The organism is Iodobacter sp. CM08 (assembly GCF_033446605.1).
In the GTDB taxonomy this organism is placed as follows: domain Bacteria; phylum Pseudomonadota; class Gammaproteobacteria; order Burkholderiales; family Chitinibacteraceae; genus Iodobacter.
The window spans coordinates 39438-59450 of sequence record NZ_JAWQUO010000003.1 but is presented as its reverse complement, the minus strand read 5'-3'; the positions used below and the strand labels follow the sequence as shown (position 1 = coordinate 59450).

Sequence of the window (20013 nt, the reverse complement as noted above, 5' to 3'; positions counted from 1 at the left end):
CCTCCGTGCTCTCTGTGGTTCAAGATTTGGGTTTCTGCACGAGCGTAACTCCTCCTCTAGGCAATGCTAAGGTTCCTTTCCCCGCCCCCGCCCCGTAAACTGCAGCTCCTTTGCCTTTGATTGCCCCGCTCATGAGTAAACGCCGTACCTCCCCCCTACCGCATCGCGATGGCATTGCTCCGAGTTTTTTGCAGCTACCCGCTGGGCAATGGCCTGATCTGCTGACGTTTTTAATCACCCGTTTTCCGCATATGTCTGCCGAGATTTTGCGCGGGCGTTTAGAGCGTGGCGAGATTGTCGATCATCAGGGCGAAGTGTTAAATGTAGCCAGCGCTTACCAGCCTAATGGGCGGATCTGGTATTACCGCGAAGTGCCGGAAGAAACACCAGTGCCATTTGCTGAACATATTTTGTATCAGGATGAGCGCTTGCTGGTGGCGGATAAGCCGCACTTTTTAGCCTGTATTCCGGCGGGACGATATTTACAAGAAACGCTACTCACCCGATTACGTAAGTCACTAGGCGCGCCCGACATTGCGCCAATTCATCGCTTAGATAGAGAAACCGCAGGGATTATGCTGTTTAGCCTAGACCCAGCCTGCCGTGCTGGCTACCACGCACTGTTTTCTGAGCGGAATGTGGCAAAAGAATACGAAGCCATCGCGCCCTACCGCGCCGATTTAGAACTACCCCGTGTGCACCGCAGCTTTATGCAAGAGCAAGCGGGCATGTTCACCATGGAAGAAGCCGAAGGCGAGCCAAATAGCGAAACCTATATCGAGCTCATCGAGGTAAGGGGCAGCTGGGCGCGTTATCGCCTCAAGCCGCACACCGGCAAAAAGCACCAGCTACGCACCCATTTAAGTGCCTTGGGCGTGCCGATTTTAAATGATCCTTGGTATCCAGAATTACTGCCCGAAAAAGGCGATGACTTCAGCCGCCCCTTGCAATTACTGGCCCGATCCATTGAGTTTGTTGACCCATTTACTGGTGAAAATCGACGTTTTGAAAGCCCAAGGGAACTGAGTTGGCCAGAATAAAGTCTGATGAGTCATTACAGCTCAATGTGTGGACAAGGGGCTTAATCAACTAAGGTCACAGGGAAGCTCAGTTGTGTATGAGATGGTGATAAACCTTGAATCACGAAGAAAAAAGAAAGCACAAAGAAATGCTCAAAAGACAGCTTTGCTTTCTCTGTGAAACGCTGTGCCTCTGCGTTCTAAGTGATTTAAGATTTAACCCACTGATTCATCACAGAATATTTGATTAGCGCACATAGGATTCCCACCTAACAATACTCACCCAACAGGCTAGATCCATGTACGAATCCAAACATCATCCCCTGCTCCCTTGGGCACAATTTCGAACTCGGTTGCTATTGCATTTTTTGGGGGCACTGGGCTTGATCTTATTTTCACTGCTCTTAGGTGCAGCGGGGCATATGTATTTTGAACAGCATAACTGGCACGATGGCTTTGTAAACGGCGCGATGATGCTAGGAGGTATGGGGCCACTCACCCCGCCACTTAGCAATACAGGCAAGTTGTTTGTAGGCCTCTATGCAATGTATTCAGGGCTGGTGTTTGTAGCAACAATCGGCAGCCTGCTCGCCCCTATTGCCCACCGTGTCATGCACAAATTTCACAAACAAGATATGTAGGGTGGGTTAGGCGGTTTTTCGCCGTAACCCACCATGCGAATGGCCGAGTGGGCAGCTTGCCCACCCTAGCAAGCTGTGAGGGCACGGCAGGCCGTGGCCCTTACAGCTTTGTGGGCCTTTTCCAGCCATAAAGCGTCACTTGCCTAGCACGAGCCACGGTTAACTCGCCGGCAGGAGCATTTTTGCCTATCACCGAACCTGCACCGGTGGTTGCGCCCTCGCCAATGGTAACTGGGGCAACCAATACATTGTTTGAGCCGATGCGCACTTCGTCTTCAATCACAGTGCGAAATTTATTTACGCCGTCGTAATTCGCCGTAATCGTGCCTGCACCTACATTCACCTTGCTACCCATGGTGGTGTCGCCGATATAGCTGAGATGATTTACTTTAGAGCCTTTACCTATAGTGGCTTTTTTGATTTCTACAAAATTGCCGATATGCACATCATCGGCCAGCTCCGCGCCTGGGCGTAGGCGGGCAAATGGGCCGATCAGGTTGCCCTTGCCCACGATGGCGTCTTCTAGATGGCTGAATGGATGGATAATGGTGTCATCGTTAATCGTTACATTCTTTAATACACAATTCGCGCCAATTCTAACGTTTTCGCCCAGAATCACTTCGCCTTCAAACACACAGTTCACATCAATAATCACATCCATGCCATGACGTAGCGTGCCGCGTACATCAATTCGATGCGGATCAGCTAGGCTCACCCCTGCCAGCATTAAACTTTGTGCTATTTCCCGCTGATAAATGCACTCCAGCTGCGCCAGCTGCACCTTATTATTAATGCCTTCGGCTTCCCAATGATCCTGTGGGTGTACGGTAGCAATTTCAATACCGTCACGCACGGCCAGAGCAATCAAGTCGGTAGCGTAATATTCGCCCTGGGCATTGTCATTTTTTAGCTCAGCCAGCCAGCCAGCCAGCTTGGCCGTTGGCAGCGCCAAAATACCGGTATTCATTTCTTTAATAGCGGCCTGCTCTGGCGTGGTGTCTTTTTGCTCCACAATGCAAGTGACCTTAGCGGCAGCATCTCGCACAATCCGGCCATAGCCGCTCGCATCATCCAGAATATCCGTCAGAATCCCTAACTTACCGCCAATGCTGGCTTCAAGCAGCGCTTGCAGCGTGGCTAGCCGTGTTAAAGGCACATCACCGTACAACATCAGCGTGGTTTCACTTTGCAAATGCGGCATGGCCTGCGCTAAGGCATGGCCCGTTCCTAGCTGCTCGGCCTGATGCGCCCAAGCTAGATCGCTGCTACTGAGTAGCTCTTCTTGCACCTGCTGACCGCCGTGGCCATAAACCACCACCAGCTTAGTCGGCTGCAATTGCCTTGCCGTATCCAGCACATGGCCAAGTAAAGGCTTGCCAGCAAGACGATGTAAAACCTTAGGCATTTTGGAATACATACGCTTGCCCTGACCGGCAGCAAGCACAACAACATCAAGTAAGTCAGCCATGGGACAAGTTCCAGCATGCTAAAAGACAGTATTTTACCTGTTTTTGCGTTACAAGCTGATAGGTAAAAGGGGCAAGGCATGCGCCGTGCCCGCTCATTCATGAACTCAACCCAAATAACGCGCTTCTAAATGCGCACGGAAATGCGCAGGGTTCAGCACTTCACCCGTTGCGCGGCGCACTAATTCATCGGTTTCCCACTGGCTAGCTTGGCTCCAGATATTGGCGTTTAGCCAGCTAAAAATCGGCTCAAGATTACCTGCAGCAATTTGCTGGTCCAAATCTGGGTGCAGCTTACGAATGCTGGCAAAGTATTGCGCGGCATACATCGCGCCCAGCGTATAGCTTGGAAAATAACCAAATGCACCGTCAGTCCAGTGGATATCTTGCATGCAGCCATTTTTAAAATTGCCCTTGGTGTCTACACCCAGATAGGCCTGCATTTTCTCATCCCATAATGCAGGCACATCGTCGGCTTCGATCTCGCCATCAATCAGTGCACGCTCAATTTCGTAACGTAAAATAATGTGCGCTGGGTAAGTCAGCTCATCGGCATCTACGCGAATAAAATCTGGCCTAACTCGGGTATACATCGCTGCTAGATTAGCTGGCTCAAACGCAGCTTGATCACCTAAATACTTTTTGACTAGCGGGCTAATCAGCTCTAAAAATGCTGGGTTCCTACCCAATTGCATTTCAAAAGATAGACTCTGGCTTTCGTGTATCCCCATAGAACGCGCTCGGCCTACGGGTAAAACCACGTTTTCTCGTGGCAGATTCTGCTCATAACGGGCATGGCCAGTCTCATGCACGATGCCCATCATGCTCTGCATAAAATCGACTTCGGTATAGCGGGTGGTGATGCGTACATCCTCAGGCACACCGCCGCAAAAGGGGTGATGCGATACATCTAGGCGGCCCGCCTCAAAATCAAAGCCCAGCAAGGCCATTACTTCCAAACCCAGTGCCCGCTGTTTTTCAATGGCAAACGGGCCTGTTGCGGCAAGAAGCACTTTATTTCCTTGCCGCTCCATCGCTTGGCGAATCAGTCCTGGCAACCAGCTTTTTACATCGCCAAAAATACGATCAAGCTCCGCACAGCTCATGCCTGGTTCATACTTATTCAATAAAGACTCATACGGCGATAAACCCGAAGTCTGAGCTAATAGCTGCGCCTCTTCACGTGATAAACGCACTACTTCACGGAAATTAGCTAAAAATCCTGCCCAGTCGTTTCCTTGCCGCTGAGTGCGCCATTCGTGCGAGCAATGAGACCCCAGCAAGGTTTTGGCTTCAACTAAGGCAGCTGGCAATAGATTTGCCGTTTTCCACTGGCGTTTAATTTCGCGCAAGCTGGCTTGCTCGGCCTCATCTAAATTTTCTTGCTCGGCCCCTGCAATATTCGCGGCCAACTCAGATGACGTAAGTGTGTGGTGAATCAATACATCCAACTCTGCCATCGCCGCACCGCGTGCATCATTACCTTTAGATGGCATCATAGCGGCCTGATCCCAAGCAGCCAAAGAGCCTAAATGTTCATAGCGATAAATACGGGTAAAAGTGGCCAGCACAGCTTGATAGGCAGTTTTCATTCCACGACTCTCTTATAAGTAAGAATACTTATCATGCCAGCGTGAGCAAGATATGCAATTGCGTTGAACCCTAGCCTAGGCTACGGAAAAAGTACCTGCAGGTAAAACAGCAGCTCAGCCAGACGCCAGCTAATATATATGTAGGTGAAAGCAAGGGAGCTCCGATATGCAAGATCTGAAAATCATCTGGAAAATCATGCTGCCGGCAGGCTTGCTAACACTGGTCACTTTTGCGATTGTGCTACTTGCTCTACACGCCATTGCATCCATCAGCAGCCTTGCCTCTACGGCTTTAGACGAAAATGCCCGCAGAGTCTTTCTTGCCAACCAAGCTGCATTTTTCATCACGAGCACGACTACCGATGATCGCAACCAAATCCACGCTTGGTCGACGCAAATGGAAGCGACCGCCGAAAAGCAATTTCAAACGAACTTAGATAAAGGGCGCAACGCTTTAGAAAAATTATATGCAATAGAAAGCGTAAGCAGCCGAAAAGCATTGATCGATAATGCACGCAAGCAATTACTACAATTTGAAAAAATAGATAAAGAAGCTTTTAAGCTGACTCGGCAAGGAATGCCCACCGAAGCCTATGCACTCATCAACGGCGATGCCTACACTGCATATAAAGCCGCCATGAGCCATCTCAATCAACTAGTAAAATTAGAAGAAAACGATATCGCCATTGCGCGCCAGCAGATTGATGCGCGGGGTAAAAATACTTTTTGGACCGTCGTTATTGCCGCTGTCTGTGGGTTTTTAATCAGCCTTGCCGCCGTATGGATATGTACACAACAAATCCTCAAACAGCTAGGTGGCGAGCCTGCATACGCGGCTAAAGTAGCCCAGCAAGTCGCCGCAGGCGATCTTAGCTTACAAGTAATAGTGCGGGCTAACGATCAAAATAGCCTGCTATTTGCCATGCGCCAAATGGTAGAAAAACTGAATGCTATCGTTATCCAGCTCAGAAATGCCACAGAAGCCACCTCAACATCGTCTGCAGAAGTTTCAAGTGCGGCACAGCTACTCTGCCAAAACACCAGTATCAATGCCAATATCCTCAGAGAAAGCAGCATATCCATTGATAATCTCAATATAAGCACCAGCCAAAATACCCACACGGCTCATATCACCGACACCATGACCCGCCAATCTACTTTAGATGCACGTAGTAGCCGTGAATCAGTACAAGAAACCAACTTAGCGATGCTAAGCATTGCCAAAGAAATTAAAATTATTGACGATATTGCCTACCAAACCAACTTACTAGCCTTAAATGCCGCCATTGAAGCCGCACGGGCAGGCCAGAATGGTAAAAGCTTCGCGGTGGTTGCTGCGGAAGTCAGAAAGTTGGCTGAGCGTTGCCAAACCGCTGCCCAAGTGATTGGTGAGTTATCCCATAGCAGCGTGCAGCTTGCGGAAACCGCTAGCGAGCAACTGAATAAAATTGAGCCTAACATTAGAAAAACAGCCGACTTAGTCCAAGAAATAGCCGCAAATAGCCACGAACAAAGCCAAGAGCTTGAACTCATTAGCCAAAATATTGCTCAAGTATCACAAAGCATAGAAATGAATGCAGCTGCATCAGAACAGCTATCTGCCACCGCCGAGCAACTCGCAGAACAAGCTCTGCAAGTACAAACTCAGTTGGCATTTTTTAAGGTGGCAAAATAATGGATGACCTATTTTTTCCACAGCATTCATTTACTTGCCTGCCAAACACTATCGGCCGCCCCAGCAAATGGTGAGCGCAATAAGGGAGGCGGGTTTTGACCCGTCATAAATGATGCTCTATGATTCAATTCTGAGTCTTTGTATGATTAGCCACCATGCCGTCTTTTAAAGTGCAAAAAATTGTCCAGATCCGTGCGGATCAGCTGGCTTACATGCTTCCCAGCATGGCGCGTCAGCTTGACCGCCGTAAAGGCGAGGTTATCGATACCTTTGTTCCGCTTGGCAAGCGCGGGCAAATTGTTAAAGTTCGCTGGATTGCACGCCGCGCTACCGAGCGTGATGTGACCATGGAGCATCCAGAAGAAGATTTACAACTCGCATAAAGCACTTTATGTGGGTTTTACAGACAAATAAAAAGGCAGCCGAGGCTGCCTTTTTATTTACTGCAAATACTTCACCACTAAAGCTTAGTGACCACGCTTTTTGAGCTTATCCACCACAGCAAGTTTCGCCACGGCTTCTATCAGCTCGGCCTGAGCCATCGCAAAGTCCATCGATGAACCGTGATTCTTTAATGCTTCTTCGGCGCGGCGTTTGGCATCTAGCGCCTTAGCTTCGTCGATGTCTTTACCGCGAATAGCCGTATCGGCCAACACAGTAACCACATGAGGCTGCACTTCTAACATGCCGCCCGAAACATACAGAATCACTTCTTCATCGCTATTGGCAACTTTGATGCGCACCGCTCCGGGCCTCACACGAGTGAGTAGTGGGGCGTGGCGCGGCAGAATACCAATCTCACCTTTTTCAGCAGGAGCCGAGATAAACTCAGCGACGCCAGAGTAGATCAGTTGCTCTGCACTTACCACGTCCACATGCATTGTCATTGCCATGGCACTAATCCTTATTGCATGGTCTTGGCTTTTTCGACCGCTTCTTCGATGCTGCCTACCATGTAGAAGGCTTGCTCTGGAAGATGGTCGTAATCGCCATTAAGAATGCCCTTGAAGCCCTTGAGGGTTTCTTTCAGTGGCACGTATTTGCCTGGAGAACCAGTAAACACTTCGGCCACATGGAAAGGCTGTGACAAGAAACGTTGGATCTTACGTGCGCGAGATACCGACAATTTGTCTTCAGGAGACAATTCATCCATACCCAGAATCGCAATAATATCCTGCAGTTCTTTGTACTTTTGCAATGTTTGCTGCACACCACGCGCAACCGCGTAATGCTCTTCACCCACCACTTGTGGATCAAGCTGACGCGAGGTTGAATCGAGTGGATCAACCGCTGGGTAGATACCCAGTGAGGCGATATCACGCGAAAGAACAACGGTTGCATCCAAGTGAGCAAAGGTGGTTGCTGGTGACGGATCAGTCAAGTCATCCGCAGGCACGTAAACAGCCTGAATAGACGTGATCGAACCTGTCTTGGTCGAAGTAATACGCTCTTGCAGAGCACCCATTTCTTCAGCCAGCGTAGGTTGATAACCCACAGCAGAAGGCATACGGCCCAGCAGCGCAGAAACTTCAGTACCGGCCAGTGTGTAGCGGTAGATGTTATCTACGAAGAACAGAATGTCACGACCTTCATCACGGAAATGCTCGGCCATAGTCAAACCAGTCAGCGCTACGCGCAAACGGTTGCCTGGTGGCTCGTTCATCTGGCCGTAAACCATCGCCACTTTATCAAGAACATTAGAGTCCTTCATTTCGTGGTAGAAGTCGTTCCCTTCACGGGTACGCTCACCCACACCGGCAAACACGGATAGACCCGCGTGTGCCTTAGCGATGTTGTTGATCAGTTCCATCATGTTAACGGTCTTGCCCACACCCGCGCCGCCGAACAGACCAACCTTACCGCCCTTCGCAAACGGGCACATCAAGTCAATAACCTTGATCCCTGTTTCGAGCAGGTCGATAGATTGGCTAAGTTCGTCAAACTTTGGTGCAAGCTGGTGAATCGAGCGCTTATGCTCGCTCTTCACTTCACCGGCTTCATCAATCGGGTTACCGAGCACATCCATGATGCGGCCCAGTGTAGCGTTACCCACTGGCACCGTAATCGGTGCGCCAGTACCGCTTACCAACATGCCGCGCTTCAGGCCGTCAGTAGTACCCATTGCAATCGCGCGCACTACGCCGTCGCCGAGCTGTTGCTGTACTTCCAGCGTCAGGTTGACTGCGTCGAGCGTGATCGCGTCATACACCTTTGGCAGGCTGTCGCGTGGGAATTCCACGTCGACGACCGGGCCAATGATTTGTACGATTTTACCTTGGCTCATCGTTGTTCCTAAATCCCAGTTATTCGTTGTGCGTCCACAGGCTGTCGCAAAACTACTGCGAAGGCCAATAACCGCGTTAAAAAATCTCTCAAAATCCTCATTTACTCAAATGTAAATTCCGGTTTTTCGATATTTTTTGCCTTGTCCTTGGTCTTCTCGCTACGTTTTTCAACAGCCCTGTCGGGCCTATTACACTGCTGCCGCGCCAGAAACGATTTCGGAGAGTTCCTTCGTAATCGCTGCTTGACGGGTTTTGTTGTAAAGGAGCTGTAGATCGCCGATCACATTGTCTGCGTTATCAGTCGCCGCTTTCATCGCCACCATACGGGCCGCTTGCTCAGAAGAAATGTTTTCCGCTACGGCCTGATAAACTAGCGCCTCAATGTAACGGCTCATTAATTCATCGATCACAGTCTTAGCATCTGGCTCAAACAGGTATTCCCAGTTGTAGCCTTTCTTTGGCTCGTCAGAATCTGGCGCACCAAATGCTTTATCTGTTAGCGGTAACAGCTGCTCCATCACTGGCTCTTGCTTCATGGTATTCACGAAGCGAGTGTAAACAAGATGAACTTCGTCTACTTCACCAGCAACATAGGCATCGATCATGACTTTGATCGGGCCAATCAGCTGCTCAAGGTGAGGGGTATCGCCGAGTCCATGCGCAGAGGATAAAACCTTTGCGCCGTAACGGTTCATAAACCCAATCCCTTTGTTACCGATCGCGGTGACAGAGGTTTCTACGCCGTTTTGATGCCAATCCTTCATACGGGTCACGGCCAGACGCAGGGAGTTGGTGTTTAAACCACCACACAGCCCCTTGTCTGAAGTAATCGTAATCAGGCCCGCACGCTTAACAACGTCGCGCTTTTGCAAATAAGGATGCGTGTAATCAACAAAGGCAGCGCTCAGGTGGGCAGCCACATTACGGATTTTTTCACCGTAAGGGCGTGCCGCTTTCATGCGTTCCTGAGCCTTGCGCATTTTCGACGTCGCAACCATTTCCATAGCACGGGTGATCTTTTGCGTATTTTTTACGCTCTTGATCTTGGTCCGAATTTCTTTACCGCTTGCCATGATTTGATCCTTGTCTCAACGTATCAAATCAATACGCGGCGCTGGCCTTGAAGCCTTCCACTGCTTTAACGATCGCTTTTTCGTCATCAGAAGCTAGGTCACCCTTGTCTTCGATACGAGCCAGCACGTCTGCGTGGTTAGCCTTAAGTTCAGCCAAGAATGCAGCTTCAAACGCGAGTGCTTTTTCAACTTTGATGTCATCAAACACACCCTTGTTGATCAGCAGCAGCGTAATTGCCAGTTCAGACACTTTCAGCGGGCTGTATTGACCCTGCTTCATCAGTTCTGTAACCATCTTGCCGCGCTCTAGTTGCTTACGTGTTGCTTCGTCCAGATCAGAAGCAAACTGCGCAAACGCAGCCAGTTCACGATACTGAGCCAGAGCCAAACGTACGCCACCACCAAGCTTCTTAATAACCTTGGTCTGCGCTGCACCACCTACGCGAGAAACCGAGATACCGGCGTTCATCGCTGGGCGAATACCCGCGTTGAACAAGTCAGTTTCCAAGAAAATCTGACCGTCAGTAATCGAAATCACGTTAGTTGGAACAAATGCAGATACGTCACCCGCTTGTGTTTCAATGATAGGCAGAGCGGTTAAAGAACCAGTCTTACCTTTCACAGCGCCACCAGTCAGCTTTTCTACTTCTGCTTCGTTAATGCGGGAAGCACGTTCCAGCAGACGCGAGTGCAGGTAGAACACATCGCCCGGATACGCTTCACGGCCCGGAGGACGGCGCAGTAACAGGGAAATTTGACGGTAAGCTACAGCTTGCTTAGACAAATCGTCATAAACGATCAAAGCATCTTCGCCGCGGTCGCGGAAGTATTCGCCCATCGTGCAACCGGAGTATGCAGCGATGTATTGCAGTGCAGCCGCTTCAGAAGCAGCAGCAGCCACCACAATGGTGTGACCCATCGCGCCGTGCTCTTCTAATTTGCGCACTACGTTAGCGATCGAAGAAGCCTTTTGGCCAATCGCAACATAAATACATGTCACGCCATTGCCTTTCTGGTTGATGATCGCGTCTAGAGCAACGGCAGTTTTGCCGGTCTGACGGTCACCAATGATCAGCTCACGCTGACCACGACCTACTGGCACCATAGTATCAATAGACTTGATACCGGTTTGCAGTGGTTGCGACACAGATTGGCGGGCAATAACGCCCGGCGCAATTTTTTCGATTGGTGCAGATTCTGTAGTACCCAGTGGGCCTTTACCGTCGATAGGCTGGCCAAGTGAGTTAACTACACGACCAATCAATTCACGGCCAACTGGAACTTCCAGAATACGGCCGGTACATTTGACTTCGTCGCCTTCTTGAATGTGCTTGTAATCACCAAGCACAACGGCACCAACAGAATCACGCTCTAAGTTGAGCGCAAGACCGAAGGTATTACCCGGGAATTCCAGCATTTCGCCCTGCATAGCCTCTGACAGGCCGTGCACACGAACGATACCGTCTGTTACGGAAACAACAGTACCAATGGTACGTGTTTCGGAAGCAGTCGATAAATTCTGGATCCGGGCTTTAATCAGTTCACTGATTTCAGACGGATTAAGTTGCATGATTTCTCCTAACTCTTCAGGCTCGAGGCGAGAGCGGTTAGCTTGCCGCGGACAGATGCGTCTACGACCAGATCACCTACCGTCACCTTCACGCCCCCGATGAGTTCCGGGTTAACGCTGACTTGGGCCGTGACCTTGCGGTGCAGCTGTTGGGAAAGTGTTGCTGATAATTCAGCAACTTGGGCATCAGTCATAGCAAAAGCGGATTCGATGCTGGCTTCAACTTCGCCAGCGTCCGCTGCTTTGTACTCTTCAAACAGCTCAGCCATTGCCGGTAAGGCAGTGAAGCGGCCATTTTCAAGTAAAGCATCGATGAAGTTTTGTACTTCAGCGCTTTGCTGACCACCCAATAATCCAAGCAACAGCTCCTTAACCTGAGCCACGGAAAACTTTGGATTAGCTACGACTTCCAGCGCTAACTCGTTACCTGCTACCAGGGCGAGTTGAGCCAGCACATCCGACCAAAGTGGGATGGTGCTGGTTTCTTTAGCTAGACGAAAAATAGCTACGGCGTAGGGTCTTGCGACGGTAATGAGTTCTGCCATGACGCTCTTACAGTTCCGCTTTGATGGATGCTAACAATTCGGCATGGGCACTCGCGTCAACTTCACGGCGCAGAATTTGTTCAGCGCCTTGTAGCACCAAACCTGCGACTTGTTGACGTAATGCTTCTTTAGTTTGCTGAATTTGCTGGTCAATTTCCGCTTGAGCGCCGGCAACAAGGCGTTCGCCCTCTGCCTTTGCATGGCCCTTGGCTTCTTCAACCAATTGCGCGCCACGCTTTTCAGCTTGCGCAATGATTTCAGTTGCGTGCTGTTTTGCTTCGCGAAGCTTGTCAGCTGCTGCTTTTTCGGCCAAAGCAAGATCTTGCTTGGCACGATCAGCAGAAGCTAAGCCATCAGCGATACGCTTAACACGCTCGTCCATCATATGGGTCAGCGGAGGCCACACGAATTTCATCGTGAAGATGACCAAGATCGCAAAAGTGATCATTTGGCCAAAAAGCGATAGATTAATATCCACGCTGTTGTCCTCCTAAAAGACGGGCTAGATTACTGAGCAACCGCATTAAGCAGAGGAGTCAGGAATGGGTTGTTGAATGTGTAAAGCATTGCAACACCAACGCCGATCATTGAAATAGCATCTAACAAACCAGCAATAATAAACAGCTTAGTTTGCAGAACTGGGATCATTTCTGGCTGACGAGCAGCAGATTCTAAAAACTTACCGCCAAGCAGAGCAAAACCAAGTGCAGTGCCGATAGCAGCTAAACCGATGATGATCGCGGCAGCGATAACAGTCATGCCTTGAACGCTAGCAATTACTTCTGGTGCAACCATTTCTAATATCTCCAAGAGGAAGGTTGGGTAAAACAAGGGGAAAGCGAACACTGAGACAAGCCTAAGCTGGCCCAAGTAAAATTAGTGATCTTCAACCGCAAGGCTGAGATAAACAATCGTCAACATCATAAATACGAAGGCTTGCAGGGTAACCACCAAAATGTGGAAGATGGCCCATGGTGTGCCCAGAATCCATTGTGCCCAGAATGGCAGCAATGCGATCAGGATAAAGATCAGCTCTCCGGCATACATATTACCGAATAGACGTAAAGCCAAAGAAATCGGTTTAGCAACTAGCTCAACCATCTGGAAAGCAAAGTTAACCGGCGCTAATAACACCGTCATGACCAAGCCTTCTGCATGAAACGGAGCGGTAAACAACTCTTTTAACCAGCCCACAAGGCCCTTAGCTTTAATAGAGAAGCCAATAATCAGCAGCATCACCGACAAGGACATCGCAAATGTTTGGTTAACGTCCGCCGTTGGCACAACGCGTAACTTTTCAATACCAAATACGTGCAGACCAATCCAAGGCAACAGATCAACTGGCAAGAAATCCATGGAGTTCATTAAGAACACCCAGCAGAAAATTGTCAGGCTTAATGGGCCAATCACTTTCGATTTACCGTGAAAAGCATCTTTAATTTGCGAATCAACCATTTCCACGATTAATTCAACAAAGTTTTGTAGAGGGCCTGGTACACCCGATGTCGCTTTTCTTGCGGCATATGCAAATACGCCAACAAAAAGAAAGCCCAGAGCAAGGGCAACCCAGAAGGTATCCAAGTGGAAACCATTTGCGGCCTGATTAAAGGACAAATGATGCTGGATATATTCGGTGGCGTTAGCTGGTGCGTGATGTTCAGACATTTTATTTTTTGCCGTCAAATTTAATTAAAAGCCCAAACCAAAAGGCACTGGTGGTGGCAAGATAACCCACAAACGTCCATGGCCAATCTGCCTTTCGGTACAAAATGAACAACGCCGCAAACGCGACGAGTGTACAAACCAACTTGCACATTTCAGCAGCAAAATGCTGCTTGAGAAGCACTGCTGGCGGAGCGAATTCAACACGATATGCGATGGCTGCATACAAGACACTGCCTATCACCGCGATAAATCCGCCCAGTAAACTTGAAATTGCCGGATTTTGCCCCAAGATCAAGAAGAGTAAGAAAGCCGTACTAATGGCGATTCCAATCTTTAGTCGGATTATGCCCCGAACCTGCGCTTTCCCAATCATTGCTTCACCACTAGGGAAAAACCCCGCGATTATACTGACCTGATTTGTGTTGCGTCAATTTTACCTATTGAACTTTTAAGTAAAATTTACTTGTCATTCAAGTAAGTCACGAGTAAAAGCCAGCTTACTTACAATAGGCCGACACATAGTTAGCCATAACTTTATTACATCTTTCTAAGCAAGCTATCCAATTGTTCTGAACTGCTGTACTCGATGGTGATTCGGCCACTGCCCTGTTTACCAGGCTTAATGGATACTTTGGCCCCCACTCGCGTAGATAGTTCTTCTTCTAAGCGAAATATTTCTGGATCAGGCTGCTTAGCAGGTTTGTCTATGGCTGTTTCTTGTTGTTTTTTAACCAAAGCTTCGGTTTCTCTGACCGATAAACCTTTTGCAATAACCCGTCTAGCTAGATCCAACTGCAATAAGGCATCTAAAGTAAGCAAGGCGCGAGCATGCCCCATACTGAGCTGATCGGCCATTAGCATATTCCGCAGTGGCTCCGATAAGCTTAATAGTCTTAATAAATTTGAAACGCTGGCTCGGGACTTTCCTACCGCAAGTGCCGCAGCTTCATGAGTCATACCAAATTCTTCAATCAAGCGTGAAATACCTAACGCTTCTTCTAGCGGATTCAAATTTTCGCGCTGAATATTTTCGATTAGCGCCATTGCCAAAGCAGCTTCATCGGCAATTTCACGTACTAAAGCAGGAATCTCAGTTAGTCCTGCTTTGATAGATGCTCGCCATCGGCGCTCACCCGCAATAATTTCATACTTATCCAGCCCAATAGGCCGTACCAACACTGGCTGCATTAAGCCCTGTGCGGTGATTGATGCCGCCAGCTCTTCTAAGGCCGTTTCATCCATTTGCAAACGAGGCTGGTACTTGCCCGGCTGCAAAGCCGTAATTGGCAAATTTTGCAAAGAATCCTGACTATCTCCCATCAAGGCATCTAAACCGCGACCAAGTCCTTTCATTTTCATGCTGTGGGAATCTCTTCTAGCAGGTTATGACGGGCCAGCAGTTCTTCAGCAAGTTGAAGATACGCTTGTGCGCCTTTGGAGTTTTTGTCGTAGGACAAGATTGGGCGACCATAAGATGGTGCTTCGGCCAAACGAATATTACGCGGTATGACAGTGTGGTACAGTTTGCTGGTGTAATGCTTAATCAGCTGATCCGAAACTTGCTGCGCCAAGGTTGAACGCGGATCAAACATGGTGCGCAGCAGGCCTTCAATCTCTATTTTACGATTCATCGATTGTTTAACGCGTTTAAGCGTATTCACTAAATCAGATAAACCCTCCAATGCGTAGTACTCACACTGCATCGGGATCAATACCGCATCCGCCGCCACTAAGCCATTCAGGGTGAGCAGCGTTAACGCCGGTGGGCAATCTAAAATAATGTAATCGTAGTGCTCGCTGACTTGGGCTAAGGCGTTTTTAAGCCGCGATTCTCTGTGCTCTTGATTCACCAGCTCCACCTCGGCCCCTGCCAAATTACGATTGGCGGGTAGCACGTCGATGCCCGCTGATTCAGAGCGCTGAATAATCTCTTGAATTGGCGTTGCACCAAGCAGTAGGTTATATACAGAGCTGGTTAATTTAGCTTTATCAATCCCCACACCCATCGTGGCATTGCCCTGCGGGTCTAAATCCACCAGCAGAACTTTTCTGCCCAGATGAGCCAGACTTGCAGACAAATTAACGGCCGTAGTGGTCTTACCTACTCCGCCTTTTTGATTGGCAATTGCCAGAATTTTCATCTTTGAGTCCCTAAAGGCCGTTAAAAAAGCACAACTATGCCTTAACTACATGCACCAGATGACGTTCAGCATCGATACCTGGCACTTTTAAATGATCCACGTGGGTAACTTTAACAGTTGCGGGTAAGTGAGCGATTTCTTCAAACGGGTAAACGCCTTTCAAAGCAGCCCATTCGCCATCTTCAGCCAATAAATGGCTGGTCAGTTTGATAAATTCGCCCAACTCAGCAAAAGCACGCGAAGTAATGATCTGGAATGGCGCTTCTGGCTTATATAGCTCCACGCGCTCGGTCAGCACCGTGACATTGGTAAGCTTTAATTCGGCAATCACTTGGCGTAAAAACGTGGTTTTTTTATGATTTGAATCGAGCAAAAATAACTGCCAATCAGGCCGCGCAATCGCCAAAGGAATTCCAGGCGTACCAAAGCCCGATCCTACATCCAAGATGCGGATATTCTCGCCCTTAAACTGTGGCAAGGGTGCGAGCGAATCTAAAATATGGTGCGAAACCATACGCTCTGGCTCACGAATCGCCGTTAGGCTATAGGTTTTATTCCACTTAGCAATCAAGGCCACATACGCCAATAAATTTGCGGCTTGGGACATCGACAAATCAATTTTAAGCTCAGCTAGGCCAGCGGCCAGCTCAGAAAACAGGGAATCAGAAGCTGTCATTCAGTAACCTTACTCGCATCAAGCGCTTGTTTTTTCTTAAGATGAACCAGCATTAAAGCGATGGCTGCTGGGGTAATACCCGAAATTCTGGACGCTTGGCCCATGGTTTCCGGCTTATGCTTGCTTAATTTTTGCTGCACTTCCTTAGATAAACCCGATACCTGCGTGAAATCTAAATCATGGGGCAAGTTGAATTCTTCTAGATTATCGCGGTTGGCCACTTCAGATTGTTGCCGCTCGATATAACCCTGGTATTTCAACTGAATTTCTACCTGCTCGGCCACCAGCGGATCTGCTACGCCAGGTTGGGCCATTTCCATCGTCATCAAGCTTTCATAAGAGACCTGCGGGCGGCGCAGCAAATCGGCCAGCGTATATTCACGCTCAATCGCTTTACCCAACACACGCTCAGCGTCGCTTGCCGCAAGAATACGTGGATTTACCCATGTAGTGCGCAAGCGCGCTAATTCTATCTCAATCGCATCACGTTTTTTGCAGAAGGCTTCCCACTGCACATCACCCACCAAGCCCAGCTCACGGCCCATTTCGGTAAGGCGTAAATCGGCATTATCTTCGCGTAATTGCAAACGGTACTCGGCGCGGCTGGTAAACATGCGGTAAGGCTCGGTCACGCCATTGGTCACCAGATCATCCGCCAGCACGCCTAAATAAGCTTCATTGCGTTTTGGCGTCCAAGCGTCTTTTTCTCGCACATAGAGGCCAGCGTTTAAGCCTGCCAACAAGCCTTGCGCTGCGGCTTCTTCGTAGCCTGTTGTGCCATTAATTTGCCCAGCAAAGAATAAACCGGCAATGTTTTTGGTTTCAAAGCTGGCTTTTAAATTGCGTGGGTCGTAGTAATCGTACTCAATGGCATAGCCTGGGCGCAGGATATGCGCGTTTTCCATACCGGCAATCGAGCGCACGGCAGCTAGCTGAATATCAAACGGCAAGCTGGTAGAAATACCGTTTGGATAATACTCATGGGTATCTAGGCCTTCTGGCTCTAAGAAAATCTGGTGACTGTCTTTGTCGGCAAAGCGATTAATTTTATCTTCGATACTTGGGCAATAACGCGGGCCAACGCCTTCAATTTTGCCGGTAAACATCGGGCTACGATCAAAGCCGCTGCGGATAATCTCATGCGTTTTAAGATTGGTATGCGCCATCCAGCAAGGCAATTGCTTTGGATGCATACCCACATTGCCACGCACCGAAAACACCGGTTCAGGCGTATCACCGTATTGCGCTTCTAACACTGAAAAATCAATGGATCGGCCGTCAATGCGTGGTGGCGTGCCAGTTTTTAGGCGGCCAACGGGTAGATTTAAATCGCGTAAACGCGCAGCCAGCGTAACCGACGCAGGATCTCCCGCACGGCCTCCGACGTGGTTTTCTAAACCGACGTGAATTTTACCAGAAAGGAAAGTGCCGGCAGTCAGCACCACCGCACCCGCCTCAAAACGAATGCCGATTTGCGTTATCACGCCAGTTACACGATCGCCATCGAGGGTCAGATCGTCCACTGCCTGCTGGAATAAATCTAAATTGGGTTGGTTTTCCAGCATATGCCGAACGGCCGCTTTATAGCGAACACGATCAGCCTGCGCGCGAGTGGCACGAACAGCTGGGCCTTTACTGGAATTCAGCGTTTTAAACTGGATGCCGCCAAAATCGGTAGCCAGCGCCATAGCGCCGCCTAAAGCATCCACTTCTTTAACCAAATGGCCCTTACCAATCCCACCAATCGAGGGATTACAAGACATCTGGCCAAGGGTTTCAATATTATGCGTGAGGAGTAAAGTTTTATTCCCCATGCGCGCGGCCGCCAACGCAGCCTCAGTCCCAGCGTGACCGCCGCCAACGACAATCACGTCGTATCGAGTAGGATAAAGCATAGTGGGCATTCCAGCAGGCAAAGGGCAATGATTTTACGCCCTATCGGCCCCGACGACTATCACGGCGCGACAAAACGCCCCGATTATTTCGGGGCGTTTCACGTGGAACAAAATTCTAAGTCCACATAGGGCATGCAAGATGGGATTTAAACGAAGGTGCTCAAACGCCTTCTAGATAGCAGAATGTTCCAGCTTACTTGCTTGCCTTGAGGTAACGATAACCTTAGCCGCGAAACCTGAATAAAAAAAACCTAAGATATTCGCGGCTAAAGTGCTACGACCAAGTATGGCTGAATAAAGCGACCAATCAGAAAACTTTATCTCACCCCAGCTACAGCACACCAAACTCACGCGCAGCTTCAATCGCCGCGCCTACAATACCGGCATCATTTTTCAGCTCGGCGGGCACCACAGGGAAACGCAAGCCTGTTAATTCTGGAATAAATTTTTCATGCTTTTTACTAATTCCACCACCAATAATAAGTAAATCTGGTGAAAGCAATAATTGAAGATGCAAGATATATTCATTAAGCCGCTGTGTGTATTCTTTCCATTTTAAATCTAAATCATCTTTTACCTTACCAGAGCAATATTTTTCTGCAATTTCATTGTCTTTGAAAATAAGATGACCAAATTCGGTATTGCTAATTAATTTACCATCCACAATTAAAGCGCTACCAATACCCGTACCAAGCGTAATCATCAGTACTTTGCCTGCAACACCTTTAGCTGCACCAAATACGCCTTCGGCCAAGCCAGCGGCATCTGCATCATTAATTAATTTAAGGGGCAAGCCCGTTACTTGAGCCAAAATATCCTGAGCGGGTGCATTCAACCAAGAAGGATCTACATTGGCGGCAGAAAGTGTCACCCCGTTATGTACAATGGCAGGGAAAGTACAGCCAATTGGGCCTTGCCAATTAAACTGCTCAACCAATTGCTTAACCACCAAGCCCACAGCCTCTGGCGTGGCGGGCTGCGGCGTATCAATACGAATACGCTCAGCTAATAGCTCGCCGGTCTCAACATTAACCGGCGCACCTTTAATCCCTGTGCCACCGATATCAATTCCCAAAACAATTTTTGGGGAAGTTAGTTGCTCTGTCATGGTTTTTTACTCTTCAATTATATATTAATTATTTTTATAAAAAATAGTGCATGGTTTTATTTTGGAGCAGGTGATTTAAGCTCTAATAAGCGTTTTTTATCTTCTTCTGCCTTAGCTTTAACTATTTCAATATCATTTAATTTATTTTTATTATCCGCATTAATATCCAACAATTCTTTTTTAGCCAAAGCATACTCAGCGTCCAAATCAGCAGGGATAGGCCTATTATTTTTATTTAAGCGACTCATTTGTTTTTCTATACGCTCTTTACGCTGTGTTGCCGTTTGCAAGCGCATAGTATTTGCAATCGTTGCAGATTGAATCATGCCAATACGCCGATCTCGAATAATATCAATTTCTTCAGGTCGAGAAAACGATTGTAATAAGGCACGATCTTTCCGCTGCTGCTCTTTTTGCTGCGCTTGTTCCTGCAATTTTTGGTCTTGCGCTTCCTTGCTTATCACAGGCACGGGCGTGGTTTTTACCATTCCTGATTTATTGAGCTCAGATATACCGCTGCTAGGTGTGATCGACGGCGGTTTGTCGCTGTATTGCACCCGCCCTGTTTCATCAACCCAGCGATACAGCTTAGCCGAGGCCGTTGCCGTAAATAGCGCCAACAGTAAAAAGGTAAAGAAACCACGCAACATGAAATAGACCTT

The 20013-nt window shown here is 48.6% G+C and carries 21 protein-coding genes; 4 read left to right on the top strand and 17 right to left on the bottom strand.

The genetic code is table 11. The features are described from left to right. The first annotated feature begins 131 nt into the window (after nt 1-131). Nucleotides 132-1040 (top strand): RluA family pseudouridine synthase, encoded by a 909-nt coding sequence (locus R6242_RS02125; RefSeq protein ID WP_318423257.1) that lies wholly within the window; start codon nt 132-134, stop codon nt 1038-1040. A gap of 278 nt (nt 1041-1318) precedes the next feature. Continuing rightward, a complete protein-coding gene (locus R6242_RS02120; RefSeq protein WP_318423255.1) occupies nt 1319-1660 on the top strand; it encodes a hypothetical protein in 342 nt (113 codons plus the stop codon). Nucleotides 1661-1760: 100 nt separating this feature from the next. On the opposite strand, the gene glmU is transcribed toward R6242_RS02120, so the two are convergent. Continuing rightward, on the bottom strand, nt 1761-3128 hold the full coding sequence (gene glmU, locus R6242_RS02115) for a bifunctional UDP-N-acetylglucosamine diphosphorylase/glucosamine-1-phosphate N-acetyltransferase GlmU (RefSeq protein WP_318423253.1): 1368 nt from the start codon (nt 3126-3128) through the stop codon (nt 1761-1763). Between the two features lie 105 nt (nt 3129-3233). Beyond that, the gene (locus R6242_RS02110) at nt 3234-4718 is read right to left on the bottom strand and encodes a carboxypeptidase M32 (protein ID WP_318423251.1); all 1485 of its coding nucleotides are present in this window, start codon (nt 4716-4718) and stop codon (nt 3234-3236) included. Between the two features lie 166 nt (nt 4719-4884). On the opposite strand from R6242_RS02110, the gene R6242_RS02105 reads away from it, so the two are divergent. Next, nucleotides 4885-6393, top strand: coding sequence for a methyl-accepting chemotaxis protein (locus R6242_RS02105; protein ID WP_318423250.1), 1509 nt, complete (start codon nt 4885-4887; stop codon nt 6391-6393). A gap of 155 nt (nt 6394-6548) precedes the next feature. Next, complete coding sequence (locus tag R6242_RS02100) at nt 6549-6776, top strand: hypothetical protein (RefSeq protein ID WP_318423248.1); 228 nt, start codon at nt 6549-6551, stop codon at nt 6774-6776. 84 nt (nt 6777-6860) lie between these two features. Here the strand turns inward: R6242_RS02100 and R6242_RS02095 are convergent, their stop codons facing one another. From R6242_RS02095 to R6242_RS02025, 15 genes are all read right to left on the bottom strand, one after another. Further along, nucleotides 6861-7286 (bottom strand): F0F1 ATP synthase subunit epsilon, encoded by a 426-nt coding sequence (locus R6242_RS02095; protein WP_318423246.1) that lies wholly within the window; start codon nt 7284-7286, stop codon nt 6861-6863. Nucleotides 7287-7297: 11 nt separating this feature from the next. After that, nucleotides 7298-8677 carry a F0F1 ATP synthase subunit beta gene (atpD, locus tag R6242_RS02090; RefSeq protein WP_318423244.1) on the bottom strand — a complete coding sequence of 460 codons (1380 nt, stop codon included), beginning with the start codon at nt 8675-8677 and terminating at the stop codon, nt 7298-7300. A 189-nt stretch (nt 8678-8866) separates the two neighbouring features. Beyond that, nucleotides 8867-9751 carry a F0F1 ATP synthase subunit gamma gene (atpG, locus tag R6242_RS02085; protein WP_318423242.1) on the bottom strand — a complete coding sequence of 295 codons (885 nt, stop codon included), beginning with the start codon at nt 9749-9751 and terminating at the stop codon, nt 8867-8869. 28 nt (nt 9752-9779) lie between these two features. Continuing rightward, the gene (gene atpA / locus R6242_RS02080; protein WP_318423240.1) at nt 9780-11321 is read right to left on the bottom strand and encodes a F0F1 ATP synthase subunit alpha; all 1542 of its coding nucleotides are present in this window, start codon (nt 11319-11321) and stop codon (nt 9780-9782) included. An 8-nt stretch (nt 11322-11329) separates the two neighbouring features. Beyond that, nucleotides 11330-11866 (bottom strand): F0F1 ATP synthase subunit delta, encoded by a 537-nt coding sequence (locus R6242_RS02075; protein WP_318423238.1) that lies wholly within the window; start codon nt 11864-11866, stop codon nt 11330-11332. 7 nt (nt 11867-11873) lie between these two features. After that, nucleotides 11874-12344, bottom strand: coding sequence for a F0F1 ATP synthase subunit B (locus tag R6242_RS02070; RefSeq protein WP_293934601.1), 471 nt, complete (start codon nt 12342-12344; stop codon nt 11874-11876). A gap of 29 nt (nt 12345-12373) precedes the next feature. Beyond that, nucleotides 12374-12643 (bottom strand): F0F1 ATP synthase subunit C, encoded by a 270-nt coding sequence (gene atpE / locus R6242_RS02065; RefSeq protein WP_265736897.1) that lies wholly within the window; start codon nt 12641-12643, stop codon nt 12374-12376. Nucleotides 12644-12742: 99 nt separating this feature from the next. Next, nucleotides 12743-13531 (bottom strand): F0F1 ATP synthase subunit A, encoded by a 789-nt coding sequence (gene atpB / locus R6242_RS02060; protein WP_318423235.1) that lies wholly within the window; start codon nt 13529-13531, stop codon nt 12743-12745. Between the two features lies 1 nt (nt 13532). Continuing rightward, on the bottom strand, nt 13533-13904 hold the full coding sequence (locus tag R6242_RS02055) for an ATP synthase subunit I (protein WP_293934606.1): 372 nt from the start codon (nt 13902-13904) through the stop codon (nt 13533-13535). 164 nt (nt 13905-14068) lie between these two features. After that, nucleotides 14069-14884: a ParB/RepB/Spo0J family partition protein gene (locus R6242_RS02050; protein ID WP_412099422.1), complete on the bottom strand. Its 816-nt coding sequence runs from the start codon at nt 14882-14884 to the stop codon at nt 14069-14071. A 2-nt stretch (nt 14885-14886) separates the two neighbouring features. Beyond that, nucleotides 14887-15672, bottom strand: a complete 786-nt coding sequence (locus tag R6242_RS02045; protein ID WP_293934610.1) for a ParA family protein — start codon at nt 15670-15672, stop codon at nt 14887-14889. Nucleotides 15673-15706: 34 nt separating this feature from the next. Further along, on the bottom strand, nt 15707-16348 hold the full coding sequence (gene rsmG, locus R6242_RS02040; protein WP_293934612.1) for a 16S rRNA (guanine(527)-N(7))-methyltransferase RsmG: 642 nt from the start codon (nt 16346-16348) through the stop codon (nt 15707-15709). Then, nucleotides 16345-18252 (bottom strand): tRNA uridine-5-carboxymethylaminomethyl(34) synthesis enzyme MnmG, encoded by a 1908-nt coding sequence (mnmG, locus tag R6242_RS02035; protein ID WP_318423231.1) that lies wholly within the window; start codon nt 18250-18252, stop codon nt 16345-16347. The genes rsmG and mnmG overlap by 4 nt, the downstream gene beginning before the upstream one ends. A 322-nt stretch (nt 18253-18574) precedes the next feature. Further along, nucleotides 18575-19351 (bottom strand): polyphosphate--glucose phosphotransferase, encoded by a 777-nt coding sequence (gene ppgK / locus R6242_RS02030; protein ID WP_293934616.1) that lies wholly within the window; start codon nt 19349-19351, stop codon nt 18575-18577. A gap of 56 nt (nt 19352-19407) precedes the next feature. After that, nucleotides 19408-20001, bottom strand: coding sequence for a DUF4124 domain-containing protein (locus R6242_RS02025; protein WP_318423229.1), 594 nt, complete (start codon nt 19999-20001; stop codon nt 19408-19410). Between the last annotated feature and the right edge of the window lie 12 nt (nt 20002-20013).